Below are 16,484 nucleotides of genomic sequence, written 5' to 3'. Positions count from 1 at the left end.
CTCAAGGGCAGCCGGCACTGACGGCCGGCTTGTACAGGTTGGTCTGCAAGACCACCTGCGTGTCGGTATCGACGCCGAAGCCGATGGCTGTCACGCGGAAGATGTGGGTGGCTTGGCCCGCGCGGGCACTCTCCAGCCGGTTGGCCTGCCAGCCCCCGTTGTTGCGCATGACCTCGACGATGTAGCGCGGCAAGGCCGCCGGCGCTGCCCCCTTGCCGACGACAAAGGTCTGGCCGGTGAAGGTGCCGTAGGCGACCGAGGTCTTGCTGCCAGGCGAGAGATCGGCCTTCATCCACGCGGGCGTGGTGCCCGGCGCGCTCGGCGCGCAGAGGCCCAGGTTGGTATTGCTGCCACACCCCTCCACGAAGGGCGCGACATCCTTGTTGTTGAAGAGACAGAGGCGGGATGCCGCGTTCGCATTGGGGCCGAGGATGTCCAGTTCGGCATCGACCAGTGCGGCCTCGGCCGCCTGCAGCGCCATCTCCTGGTCACGGTCGCTGCGAGCGCTGCGCTCGTTCACGAGCGAGAGCCGCGCGGCGCCCACGCCGAGCACGGTGACCACCACGAGGAGCAGCAATACCACGATCAGGGAGAAGCCGCCCGAACGATCACGTCGCAATGAGGGCGCGATGGACCTGCTCATGCCGGGTCCTTCACCACGTTGCGCAGCATCAGCGTGAACGTCGCGACGGACCGGAAGCGACCATCGTCCGGCGGCTCGAAAGCCACGTCCTTGAACGCCGGACCGAGCGGGTACAGCGTGTAGGACTGCCCTTCGATCTTCTTCAGGTCGCCATTCGCACGATCGCTGCGCACGACGATGCCCACGCGCACCGCGACGACCTTCCGCCACTCGACGCTGACCTGCGTCCCGGCGGCTTTGGCGCGGGCATCGATCGCCTTGGCATCGAGCCAGGTTTCCGGCACGCTGTCGCCATCGCCGTCGTAGCCGTAGACGACCTTGAATTTCTCGACGCCGCGGGCCAGTTGCTCCGAGTGGAAACCTCCTGCTTTCGTCCGAAATTTGCAGTAGAGGGCGGGCACGTCGTCGCTGCCGACCGACACATAGAAGAAGCTCCAGACACGATCGGCGGCTGTCGGCGTGGCAGACGGCCCTTTCTGGGGATGCCCCAGGCAGTCGATGATCGTGTCGTCGGCGACGTCCGCGTCGGCCTTGCTGCGGCCGAAGAAGCGGACCAGGAGCGAATCGTTCTGTGCCTTGTCGTCGGTATCGTGGGCGCCGATGCTGCCGTCGTTGCTCTTGACCGTCGCATTGGTCGCACCGACGACATTGAGCTCGTCGGTCCCGGCACCGTTGCCCAGGAGCACCGCATTGCTTGCGATCACCGCGACACCGTCGCTCAGCCGGTCCGGCGCGTAGTCGGCATAGCCGGCCTGGCGCACCACGCTCTGCACGACGTAGCGGGCAAAGCGCAGCGAATCCTGGGTGGCCTGAACGTCGGCGTCGGCGTTGAAGAGCTTCTTGCCGGCCAGGAAGGCGATGCTCGCCGCAAGGATCACGAGGAGGCCGATGGTCATCGCGACCATCAGTTCGACCAGGGTGACCCCGCACTGCGTGCCGCGACGGCCCTCAGAAGCTCTTCGGCGTGAAGTCATCGTAGTCCTGTCCGGGGATGAGTTGCATGACCACGCGCGGCGGGCGCTTCGCCTGATCCTTCTCGTCTTCCATGGGCATGCGAGGCGTCCAGCCGAGCTTGACGACAAGGTTGCGGCCGGTCTTGCTGCAGGGCCAGGCGTAGTGGCCGTCCTTGGCCGGCGGGTTGTCGTCGAAGCAGACCGCGACGCGTGCCTCGGGCAAGGTGGCGTCGACCCGTTCCAGCCAGGTACGGACGTCCCAGGCGGCCAATGCCTTGTCCCCGCAGGCCGCGGCCATGCCGATACAGGCCGTTTCGGTCGCGCCGGGCAGTGCGCCGCCGCTCTTCCAGTCGTCGACGACGTAGGCGTTCTCAGCGTTGTTGCGCGCTGCGATGTTCTTGTTGATCCGCGCTGTCTCGGACAGCTCGCGGACCAGGTTGACGGCGGTGGTGAACGAACCCGATTCGTTCGTGCTGCGCACGGCCGCCAGCAGCATGCCCACCGCCCCCAGCAACCCGATGCTGAGCACGACGATCGAGATCAGCACCTCGAGCAGGGAAAAGCCCCCCTCGGCGCGCCTGGATGACGCCATACCTTTCACTCCCTGATGTCGATCTGTCGCAGGCAGAGGCCCCGCGCAGTCGTTTTGCGAAGTCTAGGTTTGCGCCAAGGCCGGTCGTGCGCCGTTCATCCCGTGCAGCGCTACCGCTCGTATGATTCGAAAGACCGCTCGTGCAATTTCTCGCGCCGCTGCGCCACGCGAAGATCCAACGCACCACCCCCACCTCTTCCCCTCATGCCGCTCACTCCCGAAGACGCCGCCCGAAGCGCACACGCGCACCGTCTCGCTCTCGACAGCCTCCTGATGACGGACCCCAATCCCCGCGTCGGCTGCGTTCTGACCGATGCCCACGGCCGCATCCTCGGCACCGGCCACACCCAGCCCGTCGGCGGCCCGCATGCCGAAGTGATGGCGTTGCGCGATGCGGCGGCGCACGGCCTGTCGGTCGAGGGGGCGACCGCCTACGTCACGCTGGAGCCCTGCTCGCACCACGGCCGCACCGGCCCGTGCTGCGACGCGCTGATCGCCGCCGGTATCCGCCGGGTCGTGGCGTCCATCGCGGACCCGAACCCGCTCGTGGGTGGCAATGGCTTTGCGCGCCTGCGCGCCGCCGGGGTCGACGTCGAGGTCGGGCCCGGCGCGGTCGAATCGCGCGAACTCAACCTCGGCTTCTTCAGTCGCATGGTCCGCAGGACGCCCTGGGTCCGCATGAAGACCGCGGCCTCGCTGGATGGCAAGACGGCCCTCCCCAACGGCGCGAGCCAGTGGATCACCGGCGATGCCGCCCGGACCGACGGCCATGCCTGGCGCGCACGGGCCAGCGCCGTGCTGACCGGCGTCGGCACGCTGATCGAAGACGACCCGCGCCTCGATGTGCGCGGGATCGAAACGCCCCGCCAACCGAACCTGGTGATCGTCGACAGCCGGCTCCAGACGCCCCCCGGCGCCCGGCTGTTCGACATTCCCGGCCGCCAGGTCTGGATCTACGCGGCCCGCCGCGACGAGGCCCTCGCCGCGGCGCTGGAGGCCAAAGGCGCCACGGTGACGGTCCTGGCCAACACCGACGGCAAGGTCGACCTGGCCGCCATGCTGCGCGACCTGGCCATGCGGGAGGTCAACGAACTGCACGTGGAGGCCGGCCACAAGCTCAACGGCTCGCTGATGCGTGAAGGCCTGGTCGACGAACTGCTGGTGTACCTGGCGCCCAAGTTCCTGGGCGATGGCTTCGGGATGGCGAGCCAGCCCCATGCCGGTGGCCCGCTGACGGCGCTGGCCGACGCCCTCGCCCTGGACTTCCATTCGGTCGACCGTTTCGGGCCCGACCTGCGGATCCTCGCGCGGGTGCAGGGACACGATTCGTTCTGAGCGCCGGGCGTCCGGGGAGCGCCTTCGCGTTCTCTGCGAAAATGCGGGAATGTTCACCGGCATCATCACCGGCGTGGGGCGCATCGCCGCCGTACGCAACCTCGGAAGCTCCTCCTCCCACGGCAAGCGACTCAGCATCGCCGTACCGCCGGGCTACCTCGACGACGTCGGCCTCGGCGACAGCATCGCCCTGAACGGCGCCTGCATGACGGTCACCTCGCTCGACCCGGCGCAACAGCAGTTCACCATCGACATCTCGGCCGAATCGCTCGACAAGACGGCAGGTCTCGCCGAGGAAAGTGCGTCGGTCAACCTCGAGAAGGCGCTGCGCGCGAACGATCGGCTGGGCGGGCACATCGTCTCGGGCCACGTCGACGGCATCGGCCGCGTGACCCGCTTCGCACCCGTCGGCGAAAGCTGGGAACTGCGCATCCTGGCGCCGCAGGCGCTGGCCCGCTTTCTGGCGTACAAGGGCTCGATCACCATCAACGGCGTGAGCCTGACGGTGAACACCGTGACCGACAACGCCGAGGGCAGCGAGATCAGCATCAACCTCATCCCCCACACGGTGGAGAACACCTCGCTCGGCACCTTGAAGGAAGGCAGCGCGGTGAACCTCGAGATCGACACCGTGGCGCGCTACGTGGAGCGCATGCTCCAGGCCGGCGCCCTCCCCGTTCCGCAGAAAGACAGCACCCCATGAACGCCTCCGTCACGCCCATCGCGGGCACCCGCAACGGACGCACACCCGCGCCCATCTCCCCCGTGAGCGAGATCGTGGCCGAGCTCGCCGCCGGCCGTATGGTCATCCTGGTGGACGAGGAAGACCGCGAGAACGAAGGCGACATCGTCATCGCGGCCGACCACATCACGGCCGAGTCGATCAACTTCATGGCACGCCATGCGCGCGGCCTGATCTGCCTGACCCTGTCGCGCGAGATGTGCGAGCGGCTCAACCTGCCGCCGATGGTGGCGCGCAACGGCGCCAAGCATTCGACCGCCTTCACGGTGTCGATCGAAGCCGCCGAAGGCGTGACGACCGGCATTTCCGCCGCCGACCGCGCCCGCACCGTGCAGGCGGCGGTCGCGCGCGACGCCGTGGCGGCCGACCTGGTACAGCCAGGCCACATCTTCCCGCTGCAGGCGGTCGACGGCGGCGTGCTGATGCGCGCCGGCCACACCGAAGCCGGCTGCGACCTGGCCGCCATGGCCGGCTGCTCGCCCGCCTCGGTGATCTGCGAGGTGATGAACGAGGACGGCACGATGGCGCGCCTGCCCGACCTGCAGATCTTCGCCGCCGAACATGGCCTCAAGATCGGCACCATCGCCGCCCTGATCGAGCACCGCAGCCGCACCGAAACGCTGGTGCAGAAGGTCGGCTGCCGTGAGATCCAGACGGCCTGGGGCGGCTTCACCGCCTACGCGTTCCAGGACAAGCCCAGCAACGGCGTGCACCTGGCGCTGGTGCGCGGCAGCTGGGGCGCAGACGAGACGGTCGCAGTGCGCGTGCACGAGCCGCTGTCGGTACTCGATGCGCTGGAAGTCAACCGTTCGCTGCATTCCTGGAGCCTGGACGCCAGCCTCGCCTACATCGCAGCGCAGAACAAGGGCGTCGCCGTGCTGCTGAACTGCGGCGAGACCGGCGAAGACCTGCTGGCCCAGTTCGACGGCACCGCGCGCCCCGCGCAGGCCCCCGAGCGCGGCCGCATGGACCTGCGCAGTTACGGCGTGGGCGCGCAGATCCTGCGCGCATGCGGCGTGCACAAGATGCAACTGCTGGGCACGCCGCGCCGCATGCCCAGCATGGCGGCCGGCTACGGCATCGAGATCACCGGCTACATCCACAAGGACTGACATCGTGCTTCATGCAAACAAGGGCGCCGAAGCGCCACTCGACGGCAAGGGCCTGCGCATCGGCGTCGTCCAGGCGCGTTTCAACGCGGACATCACCGACGCGCTGGCCTCGGCCTGCCTGGCCGAACTCGCCGCCCTGGGCGTGGCCGAGGGCGACGTCGACCATGTCCAGGTCCCGGGGGCCCTCGAAGTACCCATCGTGTTGCAGGCCATGGCGCGGCGCGGCGGCTACCACGCGCTCGTCGCGCTCGGCTGCATCATCCGCGGCGAGACCTACCACTTCGAGCTCGTCGCGAACGAATCCGGCGCGAGCGTCAGCCGCGTCGCGCTCGACGCGCACCTGCCGATCGCCAACGCGATCCTCACCACAGACAACCTCGAACAGGCCGTTGCGCGGCAGACCGACAAGGGTCGCGACGCGGCCCGGGTCGCCGTCGAGATGGCGCGCCTCTTGGCAACGCTCAAATGACCGACTCCTCCCCCAAAGAACCCAGCGCCAAGACGCGCCAGACCCGTACCGGCCTGACCGCCACCGGCGCCCGCAAGGCCGCGGCCAAGTCCAACCGCAGCCGCTCGCGCGAGTTCGCCCTCCAGGCGCTCTACCAGCACCTGGTGGGCCGCAACGACCCGACCGACATCGACCATTTCACGCGCGACCTGGCCGGCTTCCACAAGGCCGACGCGGCGCACTACGACGCCCTGCTGCACGGCTCGATCCGCGAAGAAGTCGAACTCGACGCGATGATCGTGCCGCTGCTCGACCGCAAGCTGGCCGAGATCTCGCCTGTCGAACATGCCGTGATGTGGATCGGCGTCTACGAGTTCAAGCACTGCCTCGACGTGCCATGGCGCGTGGTACTCAACGAATGCATCGAGCTCGCCAAGGAGTTCGGCGGCACCGACGGCCACAAGTACGTCAACGCCGTGCTCAACGGCCTGGCGCCACAGCTGCGCAGCCTGGAGGTCGAAGCGGACCGCGCATCGGGGAAGGCGCGCGCATGAGGATCTCTTCGCGCGCCGAGAAGATCGAACCCTTCTATGTGATGGAGGTCGCCAAGGCGGCCGGCGCGCTGGCGCGCGAAGTGGCAGCCACCGACCGCCCGATGATCTTCCTGAACATCGGCGAGCCGGACTTCACCGCGCCGCCGCTGGTGCAGGAAGCGGCCGTGCGTGCGGTGCGTGCCGGCGCCACGCAGTACACGCAGGCGACCGGGCTCGACCTGCTGCGCGAGCGCATCAGCGATTGGTACCGCCAGCGCTTCAATGTCGAAGTGCCGGCCCGTCGCATCGTGATCACCGCCGGCGCATCCGCCGCATTGCAGCTGGCCTGCCTGGCCCTCATCGAGGCTGGCGACGAGATCCTGCTGCCCGACCCCAGCTACCCCTGTAACCGGCATTTCGTGACGGCCGCCGAGGGCACCGCCGTCCTCGTGCCGACCACCGCCGCCGAGCGCTTCCAGCTGAGCGCCGCCAAGGTCGAGGCCGCCTGGACCGACAGGACGCGCGGCGTGCTGCTGGCGTCGCCGTCCAACCCCACCGGCACCTCGATCGCGCCCGACGAGCTGCGCCGTATCCACGAGGTGGTGGCCAGGCACGGCGGTATCACGCTGATCGACGAGATCTACCTGGGCCTCTCGCACGACGACCTGTTCGGCCAGACCGCGCTGGCCATCGACGACCAGGTCATCAGCATCAACAGCTTCAGCAAGTACTTCAACATGACCGGCTGGCGCCTGGGCTGGCTGGTGGTGCCGGACGCGATCGTCCCGGCGGTCGAGCGGCTCGCGCAGAACCTGTTCATCTGCGCCAGCACGGTCGCGCAGTACGCGGCGCTCGCCTGCTTCGAGGCCGAGAGCATCGTCGAGTACGAACGCCGCCGCGCCGAATTCAAGGCCCGGCGCGACTGGTTCATCCCGCAGCTGAACGCCCTGGGCCTGACGGTGCCCGTTGTGCCCGACGGTGCCTTCTACGCCTGGGCGGATTGCTCCGCCTTCGCGCGCAAGCTCGGCATCGAGGGCAGCTGGGACTTCGCCTTCGAGGTGATGAAGCGCGCGCACGTCGCCGTCACGCCGGGCCGCGACTTCGGCACGGCCGAGACTGCGCGCTTCGTCCGCTTCTCGACCGCCAGTTCGATGGCGCACCTCGAAGAAGCGATCGCGCGGCTCAAGACGCTGGCCGGATGAGTTTCCAGTTCCCGATCCGCATCTACTGGGAAGACACGGATGCCGGCGGCATCGTGTTCTACGCCAACTACCTGAAGTTCATGGAACGCGCGCGCACCGAGTGGCTGCGCTCCCTGGGCATCGGGCAACAGGCGCTGCGCGAGCGAAGCGGCGGCATGTTCGTCGTGAGCGAGACGCAGCTCAAGTACCACCGCCCCGCCCGGCTCGACGACGAACTGCTTGTTACGGCCGAGTTGCGTCAGACCGGCGCCGTGTCAGCCACAATCGCCCAGCGCGTGCTCGCCAAAAACGAGCCGACCCTGCTGCTGTGCGAAGGCACGATCCGCATCGGCTGGGTCGACACCGCCACCATGCGGCCGTCGCGCATTCCTGCCGATGTCGCGGGAACCCTCGAGCGCGAATGCAGCTCCATCTCCCAACCGTTGAAGCCATGAACAACCAAGACCTCTCGATCATCAACCTTCTGCTGCACGCCAGCTTCGTCGTGCAACTGGTCGTGGCGCTGCTGATCGGCATCTCGATCGCGAGCTGGGCCGCCATCATCCGCAAGTACTTCGCGCTCAAGCGCATGCGTTCGCTCAACGACGACTTCGAGCGCGAGTTCTGGTCGGGCACCAGCCTGAACGAGCTGTTCTCGTCGGCCGCGCAGAACGCCAAGTTCGCCGGCCCGATGGAACGCATCTTCGCCTCCGGCATGCGCGAGTACCAGAAGCTGCGCGAGCGCCACATCTCCGATGCGTCCACCCTGCTCGACGGTGCCCGCCGCGCGATGCGTGCCAGCTTCCAGCGCGAGATGGACGTGGCCGAATCCAACCTGTCCTTCCTGGCGACGGTCGGCTCGGTGTCGCCGTACGTCGGCCTGTTCGGCACGGTCTGGGGGATCATGCATGCCTTCACCGGCCTGGCCGCGCTCGCCCAGGTGACGCTCGCCACCGTGGCCCCCGGCATCGCCGAGGCGCTGGTGGCCACCGCCATCGGCCTGTTCTCCGCCATTCCCGCGGTCGTGAGCTACAACCGCTTCGCTCGCGAGATCGACAAGATCGCCATCGCGCTGGAGACCTTCACCGAAGAGTTCTCCAACATCCTGCAGCGCAACCTGTCGACGCACGTGGCGTCGCAGGGTTCGGCCACCGGCCGCTGAGCGAACGCCCGCACGCACAAGGACCCGACCCGATGGCATCCGTTTCCTCCCGCGGCCGCGGCCGCCGCACGATCAACGAGATCAACATGGTCCCGTTCATCGACGTGATGCTGGTGCTGCTGATCATCTTCATGGTCACCGCGCCCCTCATCACGCCGAGCGTGATCAACCTACCCAGCGTCGACCGTGCCAACAAGCAGCCCGACAAGCCGATCGAGATCGTCATCAAGACCGACGACGAGATCCAGGTCAAGAAGGACCCCTCGACCGGCACCGGCGGCACGAACGTGCCCTTCACCCAGATCGGGACCGCCGTGAAGGCGGCGCAGGGCGGTGACGCCCAGCGCCCCGTGGTCATCAGCGCCGACAAGTCGGTCAAGTACGAGACGGTCGTGAAGGCCATGAACGAGCTCAAGCGCGCCGGCGTCGAGCGCGTCGGCCTCTCGGTGACGACGACGGGCGCGAAGTAAGGCATGTCGCTCGCAGCAGACCGCCCCGAGTTCGCTCCCCCACCGACACGCGGCACACCGCGTGCCGTGGCGCTCGCCCTCGTCGCGCACGTGGTGCTGATCGCTGCGCTGACCTGGGGCGTGCACTGGAAGCGCGACCCGGAAAGCGATGCGGTCGAAGCCGAGATCTGGTCGACCACCGTGCAACAGGCCGCGCCGCGCCTGTCGCAGCCGTCCGCGCCGACACCGGCCCCGGCGCCCGCGCCCACCCCGGCACCTCCCCCACCGCCGCCTCCGCCCCCACCGGCCCCGCAGGTGCGCGCGCCCGAACCGCCGCCGCCACGCGAGCCCGACATCGCGCTCGAGCGCGAGAAGAAGCTCAAGGAGCAGAAGGAACGCGAGCGCGAACTGGAACAGGCCAAGCAGCAGCAGGCGAAGGCCGAGGCCGCCCGCAAGGCCGCCCAGGAGAAGAAGGAACTCGAGGCCAAGCGCCGTGCCGAGGAAGAGGCCGAAGATCGCCAGGAGGCCAAGGAAAAGGCCCAGCTCGAAGCGCGCAAGAAGAAGGAAGCCGAAGCCAAGCAGCAACAGCAGCAGGCCGAAGCCGCCAAGAAGAAGGAGGCCGATGCCAAGCAGGCCGCCGCCGACCGTGCCGCCACCCTCAAGCGCATGCAGGGGCTGGCGGGCGCCAGCGGCAGCGACAGCGCCACGGGCACCGCGCTCAAGTCCTCCGGCCCGTCGGGCAGCTATGGCGGGAAGGTGGCCGCTGCCGTCCGACCCAACGTGGTGTTCCCCGATGCCGACCTGGTCAGCGGCAACCCGGGGGCGGAATTCGACGTGCGCCTGGCGCCTGACGGCACCATCGTGGGCACACCGCGCCTGGTCAAGTCGAGCGGCCTGCCCGCCTGGGACCAGGCGGCGCTGCGCGCCCTGCAGAAAACCGAGAGGCTGCCGCGCGACGTCGACGGCCGCGTGCCGCCGGCGCTGATCGTGGAACTCAAGCCCAAGCGCTGAGCCCGTCTGCAGCGCCCGCGCAGGTCAGCGGCGGGCGCTCTTCACCTTGGCCACCGCGTCCCAGATCTGCGCCTTGGCGCTGTCGCGCAGTGGGTTGCGCCCGACCGGCGAAGGCGCGATGCCGAAGCGGCCCATCACCCGGCGCGAGGCGTGGTTGAAGCTCAACGCGCGGCGCCAGGCCATGCTCTGCGCGGTATTGAAGATGATCGACATCGAGATCGACACGTCGTCCCCGCCGTTGCGCACATGGTGGCCGGCGACGAAGGGAATGTGGATCGCCTCACCGGGCGCGAACTCGAACTTGGTCCCCAGCGCATCGGCCTCGGGCGACCAGGACAGGCGGGAATTCGCATAAGCCACATAGGCCTCGCGGCTGACCGACGGCACCACGCGCTCGTCCCACTGCGGGAACACCGTGACCTCCTTGCTGCCGCGGAACTGCATCAGGAAGGTCGAGTAACGGTCGATGTGGAAGGGCGTGACGGCGTTGGGCGACGCGATGAACAGGTAGAGCTGCGGGTCGATCGCCTCGGTGCCCACGCCGCGGCGGCGCATCAGGGTCTGCACATCGGCGAGCAGTTCCCGGTGCAGCGGCGCGAACGACGGATCGACCTCCGGTCCCTGCACCATCACATAGCCATCGCTCACGCGGATGCTCTCGATGGTTTGCTCGATCGTGCGGTCGGCCGGGCGCTGCTTGAAGGTCGCCTCGAAGTCATCGCCCTTCTGCAGCAGCGCCTTGGAGTACATGACGCGTTCCTGGGGAAGCGATGGAATCACCCGCTGCAGGTTTTCCAGGCTCAGCGCCGGATGCCCCATGAGCTTGTGCTTGAACTTGAAGGCCTCCCGGTCCAATTGGTCGAGCACGGGGCTGTCTTCGAAACACTGCATGGACGTCCTCTTTAGGCAGCGGCGGGCCTGTTACAACGGGCGACGAATGTAATACTTTTTATTGATAAATACAAGGCCACGGGGCCGTCGGCCACCCTCAGTCGTAGATGACGGCCGCCTTGCCGGCCTCGGCCTGCGCGGTCCAGCTGGCCAGCGCCGCGTCGGTCGGAAAGAACTTGGCGCTGTCGCCCAGTTGCAGTTCCACCTGCGCGCCGTTGCGCGCCAGCGAAAGGCGTACCGGCAACCCGTTGCGCAGCTCGCCCGCCTCGCTCACCTCGACGCGCGGCGGAAAGTCCTTCACCAGGCGGGCGATGTCCGGCGCCTTGCCGTTGACCGCCACCCGCAGGAACTTGCCGAAGCGGCAGCGAGCCGCGGCCAGGTCCCAGACCTGCTGCACCTGGAAGCGCGCCTCGAAGCCGCCGCGGCCGGGCTGCAGCCGCCCGCTGACGATGACGAGTTCGTCGTCCTTGAGCGTGTTGCGGTTGGCGTCGAGCACGGCCTGGTCGGCCGTCGCCTCGATCGAATCCGACTTGTCGTCGAGCTTGAAGATCGCCAGCCGGCCGCGCTGGCCGTTGATGACGCGCAGGTCGCTCACGATGCCGGCGATGACCTGTTGCTCGCGACCGTCCAGCAGCTCGTCGATCGGCCGCTTGCAGAAGCGCCGCACCTCGTGCGCCACCTCGTCGAACAGGTGGCCCGACAGGTAGAAACCGACGGCCGTCTTCTCGTAGGTCAGCCGTTCCTTCACGCCCCAGGGCGTGGCCTCGACCAGCTCGGGCTCCTGCGCGGCCGAGCCGTGCTCGCAGTCGCCGAAGATGTCGACCTGGGCGGCGTTCGCATCGGTCGCCGCGGCGAAGTCGAAGGCGCGGTCGATCGACGCGACCAGCGACGCCCGGTTCTGCTGGATGGCGTCGAAGGCGCCGGCCTTGATCAGCGCCTCGACCGTGCGCTTGTTGATGCGCTGGCGGTCGATGCGCACGCAGAAGTTGAACAGGCTGGTGAAGGGGCCGCCCTCTTCCCGCGCCTTGACGATGGCTTCCACGGCCAGCTGGCCGGTGCCCTTGACCGCGCCGAGCCCGTAGCGGATCACCTTGTCGGTGACCGGCTCGAAGCGGTAGCGGCCGCGGTTCACGTCCGGCGGCTCGAAGGTCATGCCGAAGTTCTTGACCGCGTCCTCGAACAGTACCTTGAGCTTGTCGGTGTCGTCCATTTCCACGGTCATGTTCGCGCAGTAGAACTCCGCCGTGTAGTGGACCTTGAGCCAGCCCGTGTGGTACGCCAGCAGCGAGTAGGCCGCGGCGTGCGACTTGTTGAAGCCGTAGCCCGCGAACTTCTCCATCAAGTCGAAGATTTCGTCGGCCTTCTCCTGCGTGATGCCGTGGGTGGCGAGCGCACCGGCGCGAAACTTCTCGCGGTGCTCGGCCATTTCCTCGGCCTTCTTCTTGCCCATCGCGCGGCGCAGCAGGTCGGCGCCGCCCAGGCTGTAGCCGCCCAGGATCTGCGCGGTCTGCATCACCTGTTCCTGGTAGACCATGATCCCGTAGGTCTCGGACAGCATCTCCGCCACGGCCGGGTGCGGGTACTCCACCTCCTCGCGGCCATGCTTGCGCGCCACGAAGCTGGGGATCAGGTCCATCGGGCCCGGGCGGTACAGCGCGTTGAGTGCGATCAGGTCTTCCAGCCGGGTCGGCCGCGCGTCCTTCAGCATGCCCTGCATGCCGCGCGATTCGAACTGGAACACGGCCTCGGTCTTGCCGTCGGAGAACAGCCGGTAGGTCGGCACGTCGTCCAGCCGGATGTTCTCGTACGCGAAATCCTCCTGCCCTTTGTGGCGCTGGACGATGAACTCGCGCGCGATCTCCAGGATGGTCAGCGTGGCCAGGCCCAGAAAGTCGAACTTGACCAGGCCCACGGCCTCCACGTCGTCCTTGTCGTACTGACTCACGGCCGAGTCGCTGCCCGGCTGCTGGTAGAGCGGCGTGAAGTCGGTGAGCTTGCCCGGCGCGATCAGCACGCCACCGGCGTGCATGCCGATGTTGCGGGTCATGCCTTCGAGCTTCTGCGCGAGCTCGACCAGCATGCGCACTTCCTCTTCCTTCTCGATGCGCGCGGCCAGCAGCGGCTCGGCGGCGATCGCGTACTTCTCCTTGTCGGCTTCCGACAGATTCGGCGGTGGGTACTGGATCGTCACCGGCTTGCCCGGCTTGTTCGGGATCAGCTTGCTGATGCCGTCGCAGAACATGTAGCTCATGTCCAGCACGCGGCCCACGTCGCGGATGGCGGCGCGCGCGGCCATGGTGCCGAAGGTGGCGATCTGGCTGACGGCGTCGCGGCCGTACTTGTCCTTCACGTAGTCGATCACGCGGTCGCGGTTGCCCTGGCAGAAGTCGATGTCGAAGTCGGGCATCGAGACGCGCTCGGGGTTCAGGAAACGTTCGAACAGCAGGTTGTATTCGAGCGGATCGAGGTCGGTGATCTTCAGCGCGTAGGCCACCAGCGAGCCCGCGCCCGAGCCCCGGCCCGGGCCGACCGGACAGCCGTTGCCCTTGGCCCACTTGATGAAGTCGCCCACGATCAGGAAGTAGCCGGGAAAGCCCATCTTCAGGATCGTGTTGATCTCGAACTCGAGCCGCTCGACATAGCGGGGACGCTCGGCGTCGCGCTTGGCGACGTCCGGGTAGAGATGCGCCAGGCGCGCTTCGAGACCCTCGAAGGATTCGAGACGGAAGAACTCGTCGATCGGCATGCGCACGCCTTCGCTGACGAAGGGCGTCGGAAAGTCAGGCAGCTGCGGCTTGCCCAGCACCAGCGTCAGGTTGCAGCGCTTGGCGATCTCGACCGTGTTGGCGATGGCGCTCGGCACGTCGGCGAACAGCGCCTCCATCTCGGCTGCCGACTTGAAGTACTGGTCGCGCGTGAACTTGCGCACGCGCCGCGGATTGCCCAGGATCTCGCCTTCGGAAATGCAGACGCGCGCCTCGTGGGCCTCGTAGTCCTCGGCGGTGGCGAACTGCACCGGGTGCGTCGCGACCACCGGCAGCTTGAGCCGGGCCGCCAGTTGCACCGCGGCGATCACGTGCGGCTCGTCTTCCGGCCGGCCCGCGCGCTGCAGCTCGATGTAGAAACGATGCGGGAACAGGCCGGCCAGTTGCAGCGCCACCTCGGCCGCGCGCTCCGCCTGGCCCTGCAGCAGCGCGGCGCCCAGCGGGCCGGCCTGCGCCCCCGACAACGCGATCAGCCCGCCGTTGAGTTCCTGCAGCCACGCCAGCTTGCAGGCCGGCTGCGCCTGCCCGCGGCCGACGTTCTGCGTCCACGCGCGCGCCAGCAGTTCGGACAGGTGCAGGTAGCCCTCGGTGTTCTGCACCAGCAGGATGATCCGGGTCAGCACACCGGGCTCGCCCAGCCCGTCGACGAACACTTCCGTGCCCAGCACCGGCTTGACGCCGGCGCCACGCGCTTCCTTGTAGAACTTGACGCCGCCGAACAGGTTGTTCAGGTCGGTGATGGCCAGCGCGGGCTGGCGGTCGGCCTTGGCGGCCGCGACGACTTCGTCGATGCGGTTGGTGCCATCGACGACGGAGAATTCGGTGTGGAGACGCAGGTGCACGAACATCGCGTCATTGTAGGAAGCCGGCCGCCCGGGCGGCGTGCGCCGGCCTGTGTTAGGGCCGTGCTGTCGCATCCCTTGCCGCGGCGCGGCGTCGCCATTTCGCATCGGTCGCGAGCGATACCCCCAGGGGGCGTGAACTTATGCCGAAAGAGGGCCGCACGCCCGGGCAAAGCCATCCAGAATCAGCGACACGCCGAGGCATTTTCTCGGCGCTGCGATGCGAAAGGCGCTGCCGGTCGGCGCCGTTCAACCCACCAGGAACAGGCGATGCTCGTACGGTGCTATTGGCTGCTGCGAACCTTCGCACTCCACGTCGGGGCCGCCCTGGCGGTGTGCATCGCAATGCACACGCTCCTGCGCACCGCGGATGACACCTCCGCACCGGTGCTGGGGCTCGAGTTGCTCGGCATCGGTTGCACCGCGGTGCTGGCTTTCGTCTACGGGCTGTTCTGCGCGCACGGCGATCCGAAGTCCGTGGCGTTCCTGCTGATGCGGGAGAACACGGCCGAATGCGCCGCCATCGTCTGGGCCCTCTTCGGCGGGCTGACGGTCTGGGCGGCGCTCTACGACCCGATGGCGCTGCCGCTCACCGCGGCAGCGGCGCTGGTCGCGCTCGGCTGGTGGCGCCTCGCACGCAAGACGCACAGCCTGGTCGACCATGTGGTCAGAACCGGCTTCGCCGTCACGACCGAAGGCTTTTGAAGACAGGCGCTCCCCGCGCGGTGCCGGTCAGCCCGCGCCGTCGATGCCCAACCGGGCCGCCAGATCCGCCAGCGCCTTCCAGCTGCCCTCGCCCAGTTCGATGTGCGCCGCATGCCGCTCGCGGTTGCGCGCCTCGTACTCGCCCGGGTACTGCACGCCCTCGCCGCCGGGCTGCGGCGGACACGACAGCAGGTAGTCGATGAAGGCGCCGGCCTCGTGCGCTTGCCAGGCCGGCGTGCCGGCCGACGCGGGATCGAACACCAGGGCGAACAGGTGGTTGGTGGCCAAGCCGGCGCGCGGGTTCTCGGGCTGGATCGTGCCGCCACCCGACAGCACGCCGGCCAGCAGTTCGGCCACCACCCCCAGCGCATAGCCTTTGTGGGCCCCGAAGGGCAGCAGCGCACCGGGCGGCTTGGCGAACATCACCGCCGGATCGCAGGTCGGATGGCCCTGCGCGTCGATCAGCGCGCCCGCCGGCGCCGACTCGCCGTTGTCGGCCAGCACGCGCGCCTTGTTGAACGCGATGGCGCTGGTCGCCATGTCCAGAATCAGCGGCGGCCGGCCATCCGGCAGCGGGCTGGCGAAACACAGCGGGTTGGTCGTGAGCCGCGCCTCGGCGCCGCCGAAGGGCGCGACCATGGGCGGCCGATTGGTCACGTTGGTGAAGGCGACGAGGACCATGCCCGCCGCAGCCGCCTGCTCGCCGTAGTGGCCCATGCGGCCCAGGTGGTGGCTGTCGCGCAGCGTCACGACGCAGTGGCCGTGGCGGCGCGCGGCGTCGATGGCGGACGCCACCACCTGCTTGCCGACGTGCTGGCCGAAGCCGTGATGGCCGTGCCAGGACTGGAAGGGGCCGCTGTCGGTCAGCCGTTCGGGCCGCGCCGCGCCATCGAGTTGCCCGTCGGCCAGCGCCTTGGCGTAGCCCGGCAGGATGGAGATGCCGTGGCTCGCGTAGCCCACGCGGTCGGCCTCGATCAGGTGCGCGGCGACATCGTGGGCGATGTCGTCGGGCACCTGCTGCTTGTGCAGCACGTTGACGATCAGGCGGGTGGCCGCGTCGAGCGAAAGGCGTATGGCCATGGAAGCGGTGTCCTCGAAGAAGTCGGATCGATGCGTGATG

The 16,484-nt window shown here is 68.3% G+C and carries 17 protein-coding genes; 11 read left to right on the top strand and 6 right to left on the bottom strand.

What is annotated here, in order from left to right:
* Position 1: 1 nt before the first annotated feature.
* From QTH86_RS03085 to pilV, 3 genes are read right to left on the bottom strand one after another with little or no spacing between them, the layout of a single operon-like run.
* Positions 2–643, bottom strand: coding sequence for a pilus assembly PilX family protein (locus QTH86_RS03085; RefSeq protein WP_286646126.1), 642 nt, complete (start codon positions 641–643; stop codon positions 2–4).
* The gene (locus QTH86_RS03080) at positions 640–1,617 is read right to left on the bottom strand and encodes a PilW family protein (RefSeq protein WP_286646127.1); all 978 of its coding nucleotides are present in this window, start codon (positions 1,615–1,617) and stop codon (positions 640–642) included. Before QTH86_RS03080 ends, QTH86_RS03085 begins: the two co-directional genes overlap by 4 nt.
* Positions 1,592–2,188 carry a type IV pilus modification protein PilV gene (gene pilV, locus QTH86_RS03075; RefSeq protein ID WP_286646128.1) on the bottom strand — a complete coding sequence of 199 codons (597 nt, stop codon included), beginning with the start codon at positions 2,186–2,188 and terminating at the stop codon, positions 1,592–1,594. Before pilV ends, QTH86_RS03080 begins: the two co-directional genes overlap by 26 nt.
* Before the next feature lie 204 nt (positions 2,189–2,392).
* On the opposite strand from pilV, the gene ribD reads away from it, so the two are divergent.
* From ribD to tolA, 10 genes are read left to right on the top strand one after another with little or no spacing between them, the layout of a single operon-like run.
* A complete protein-coding gene (gene ribD, locus QTH86_RS03070; protein ID WP_286646129.1) occupies positions 2,393–3,523 on the top strand; it encodes a bifunctional diaminohydroxyphosphoribosylaminopyrimidine deaminase/5-amino-6-(5-phosphoribosylamino)uracil reductase RibD in 1,131 nt (376 codons plus the stop codon).
* A gap of 49 nt (positions 3,524–3,572) precedes the next feature.
* Positions 3,573–4,226: a riboflavin synthase gene (locus QTH86_RS03065; RefSeq protein WP_286646130.1), complete on the top strand. Its 654-nt coding sequence runs from the start codon at positions 3,573–3,575 to the stop codon at positions 4,224–4,226.
* Positions 4,223–5,377, top strand: a complete 1,155-nt coding sequence (ribBA, locus tag QTH86_RS03060; RefSeq protein WP_286646131.1) for a bifunctional 3,4-dihydroxy-2-butanone-4-phosphate synthase/GTP cyclohydrolase II — start codon at positions 4,223–4,225, stop codon at positions 5,375–5,377. The genes QTH86_RS03065 and ribBA overlap by 4 nt, the downstream gene beginning before the upstream one ends.
* Positions 5,378–5,381: 4 nt before the next feature.
* The gene (gene ribH, locus QTH86_RS03055) at positions 5,382–5,846 is read left to right on the top strand and encodes a 6,7-dimethyl-8-ribityllumazine synthase (protein WP_286646132.1); all 465 of its coding nucleotides are present in this window, start codon (positions 5,382–5,384) and stop codon (positions 5,844–5,846) included.
* Positions 5,843–6,379, top strand: coding sequence for a transcription antitermination factor NusB (nusB, locus tag QTH86_RS03050; protein WP_286646133.1), 537 nt, complete (start codon positions 5,843–5,845; stop codon positions 6,377–6,379). Before ribH ends, nusB begins: the two co-directional genes overlap by 4 nt.
* Positions 6,376–7,560 carry a pyridoxal phosphate-dependent aminotransferase gene (locus QTH86_RS03045; protein WP_286646134.1) on the top strand — a complete coding sequence of 395 codons (1,185 nt, stop codon included), beginning with the start codon at positions 6,376–6,378 and terminating at the stop codon, positions 7,558–7,560. The genes nusB and QTH86_RS03045 overlap by 4 nt, the downstream gene beginning before the upstream one ends.
* The gene (gene ybgC, locus QTH86_RS03040; RefSeq protein WP_286646135.1) at positions 7,557–7,994 is read left to right on the top strand and encodes a tol-pal system-associated acyl-CoA thioesterase; all 438 of its coding nucleotides are present in this window, start codon (positions 7,557–7,559) and stop codon (positions 7,992–7,994) included. The genes QTH86_RS03045 and ybgC overlap by 4 nt, the downstream gene beginning before the upstream one ends.
* Positions 7,991–8,701 carry a protein TolQ gene (gene tolQ, locus QTH86_RS03035; protein WP_286646136.1) on the top strand — a complete coding sequence of 237 codons (711 nt, stop codon included), beginning with the start codon at positions 7,991–7,993 and terminating at the stop codon, positions 8,699–8,701. Before ybgC ends, tolQ begins: the two co-directional genes overlap by 4 nt.
* Before the next feature lie 32 nt (positions 8,702–8,733).
* Positions 8,734–9,171 carry an ExbD/TolR family protein gene (locus QTH86_RS03030; RefSeq protein WP_286646137.1) on the top strand — a complete coding sequence of 146 codons (438 nt, stop codon included), beginning with the start codon at positions 8,734–8,736 and terminating at the stop codon, positions 9,169–9,171.
* A 3-nt stretch (positions 9,172–9,174) separates the two neighbouring features.
* On the top strand, positions 9,175–10,161 hold the full coding sequence (gene tolA / locus QTH86_RS03025; protein ID WP_286646138.1) for a cell envelope integrity protein TolA: 987 nt from the start codon (positions 9,175–9,177) through the stop codon (positions 10,159–10,161).
* A gap of 24 nt (positions 10,162–10,185) precedes the next feature.
* On the opposite strand, the gene QTH86_RS03020 is transcribed toward tolA, so the two are convergent.
* Positions 10,186–11,052, bottom strand: a complete 867-nt coding sequence (locus QTH86_RS03020; protein ID WP_286646139.1) for a cupin-like domain-containing protein — start codon at positions 11,050–11,052, stop codon at positions 10,186–10,188.
* Between the two features lie 97 nt (positions 11,053–11,149).
* On the bottom strand, positions 11,150–14,665 hold the full coding sequence (gene dnaE / locus QTH86_RS03015; RefSeq protein ID WP_286646140.1) for a DNA polymerase III subunit alpha: 3,516 nt from the start codon (positions 14,663–14,665) through the stop codon (positions 11,150–11,152).
* A 264-nt stretch (positions 14,666–14,929) separates the two neighbouring features.
* On the opposite strand from dnaE, the gene QTH86_RS03010 reads away from it, so the two are divergent.
* Positions 14,930–15,364, top strand: a complete 435-nt coding sequence (locus QTH86_RS03010) for a hypothetical protein (RefSeq protein WP_286646141.1) — start codon at positions 14,930–14,932, stop codon at positions 15,362–15,364.
* 27 nt (positions 15,365–15,391) lie between these two features.
* On the opposite strand, the gene QTH86_RS03005 is transcribed toward QTH86_RS03010, so the two are convergent.
* A complete protein-coding gene (locus QTH86_RS03005) occupies positions 15,392–16,438 on the bottom strand; it encodes an Ldh family oxidoreductase (protein ID WP_444813783.1) in 1,047 nt (348 codons plus the stop codon).
* Between the last annotated feature and the right edge of the window lie 46 nt (positions 16,439–16,484).

It is taken from the genome of Variovorax sp. J2L1-78 (genome assembly GCF_030317205.1).
Taxonomy (GTDB): Bacteria; Pseudomonadota; Gammaproteobacteria; order Burkholderiales; family Burkholderiaceae_C; genus Variovorax; species Variovorax arabinosiphilus.
Note: the sequence above shows the minus strand (reverse complement) of the source record. Positions and strands in the feature narration are given on the sequence as shown.

What these genes read in the sequence shown, in the direction of transcription:
- QTH86_RS03085 (WP_286646126.1), bottom strand. Translation starts at nt 643, where the DNA reads ATGAGCAGGTCCATCGCGCCCTCATTGCGACGTGATCGTTCGGGCGGC.
- QTH86_RS03080 (WP_286646127.1), bottom strand. Translation starts at nt 1,617, where the DNA reads ATGACTTCACGCCGAAGAGCTTCTGAGGGCCGTCGCGGCACGCAGTGC.
- pilV (WP_286646128.1), bottom strand. Translation starts at nt 2,188, where the DNA reads ATGGCGTCATCCAGGCGCGCCGAGGGGGGCTTTTCCCTGCTCGAGGTG.
- ribD (WP_286646129.1), top strand. Translation starts at nt 2,393, where the DNA reads ATGCCGCTCACTCCCGAAGACGCCGCCCGAAGCGCACACGCGCACCGT.
- QTH86_RS03065 (WP_286646130.1), top strand. Translation starts at nt 3,573, where the DNA reads ATGTTCACCGGCATCATCACCGGCGTGGGGCGCATCGCCGCCGTACGC.
- ribBA (WP_286646131.1), top strand. Translation starts at nt 4,223, where the DNA reads ATGAACGCCTCCGTCACGCCCATCGCGGGCACCCGCAACGGACGCACA.
- nusB (WP_286646133.1), top strand. Translation starts at nt 5,843, where the DNA reads ATGACCGACTCCTCCCCCAAAGAACCCAGCGCCAAGACGCGCCAGACC.
- QTH86_RS03045 (WP_286646134.1), top strand. Translation starts at nt 6,376, where the DNA reads ATGAGGATCTCTTCGCGCGCCGAGAAGATCGAACCCTTCTATGTGATG.
- ybgC (WP_286646135.1), top strand. Translation starts at nt 7,557, where the DNA reads ATGAGTTTCCAGTTCCCGATCCGCATCTACTGGGAAGACACGGATGCC.
- tolQ (WP_286646136.1), top strand. Translation starts at nt 7,991, where the DNA reads ATGAACAACCAAGACCTCTCGATCATCAACCTTCTGCTGCACGCCAGC.
- QTH86_RS03030 (WP_286646137.1), top strand. Translation starts at nt 8,734, where the DNA reads ATGGCATCCGTTTCCTCCCGCGGCCGCGGCCGCCGCACGATCAACGAG.
- tolA (WP_286646138.1), top strand. Translation starts at nt 9,175, where the DNA reads ATGTCGCTCGCAGCAGACCGCCCCGAGTTCGCTCCCCCACCGACACGC.
- QTH86_RS03020 (WP_286646139.1), bottom strand. Translation starts at nt 11,052, where the DNA reads ATGCAGTGTTTCGAAGACAGCCCCGTGCTCGACCAATTGGACCGGGAG.
- dnaE (WP_286646140.1), bottom strand. Translation starts at nt 14,665, where the DNA reads ATGTTCGTGCACCTGCGTCTCCACACCGAATTCTCCGTCGTCGATGGC.
- QTH86_RS03010 (WP_286646141.1), top strand. Translation starts at nt 14,930, where the DNA reads ATGCTCGTACGGTGCTATTGGCTGCTGCGAACCTTCGCACTCCACGTC.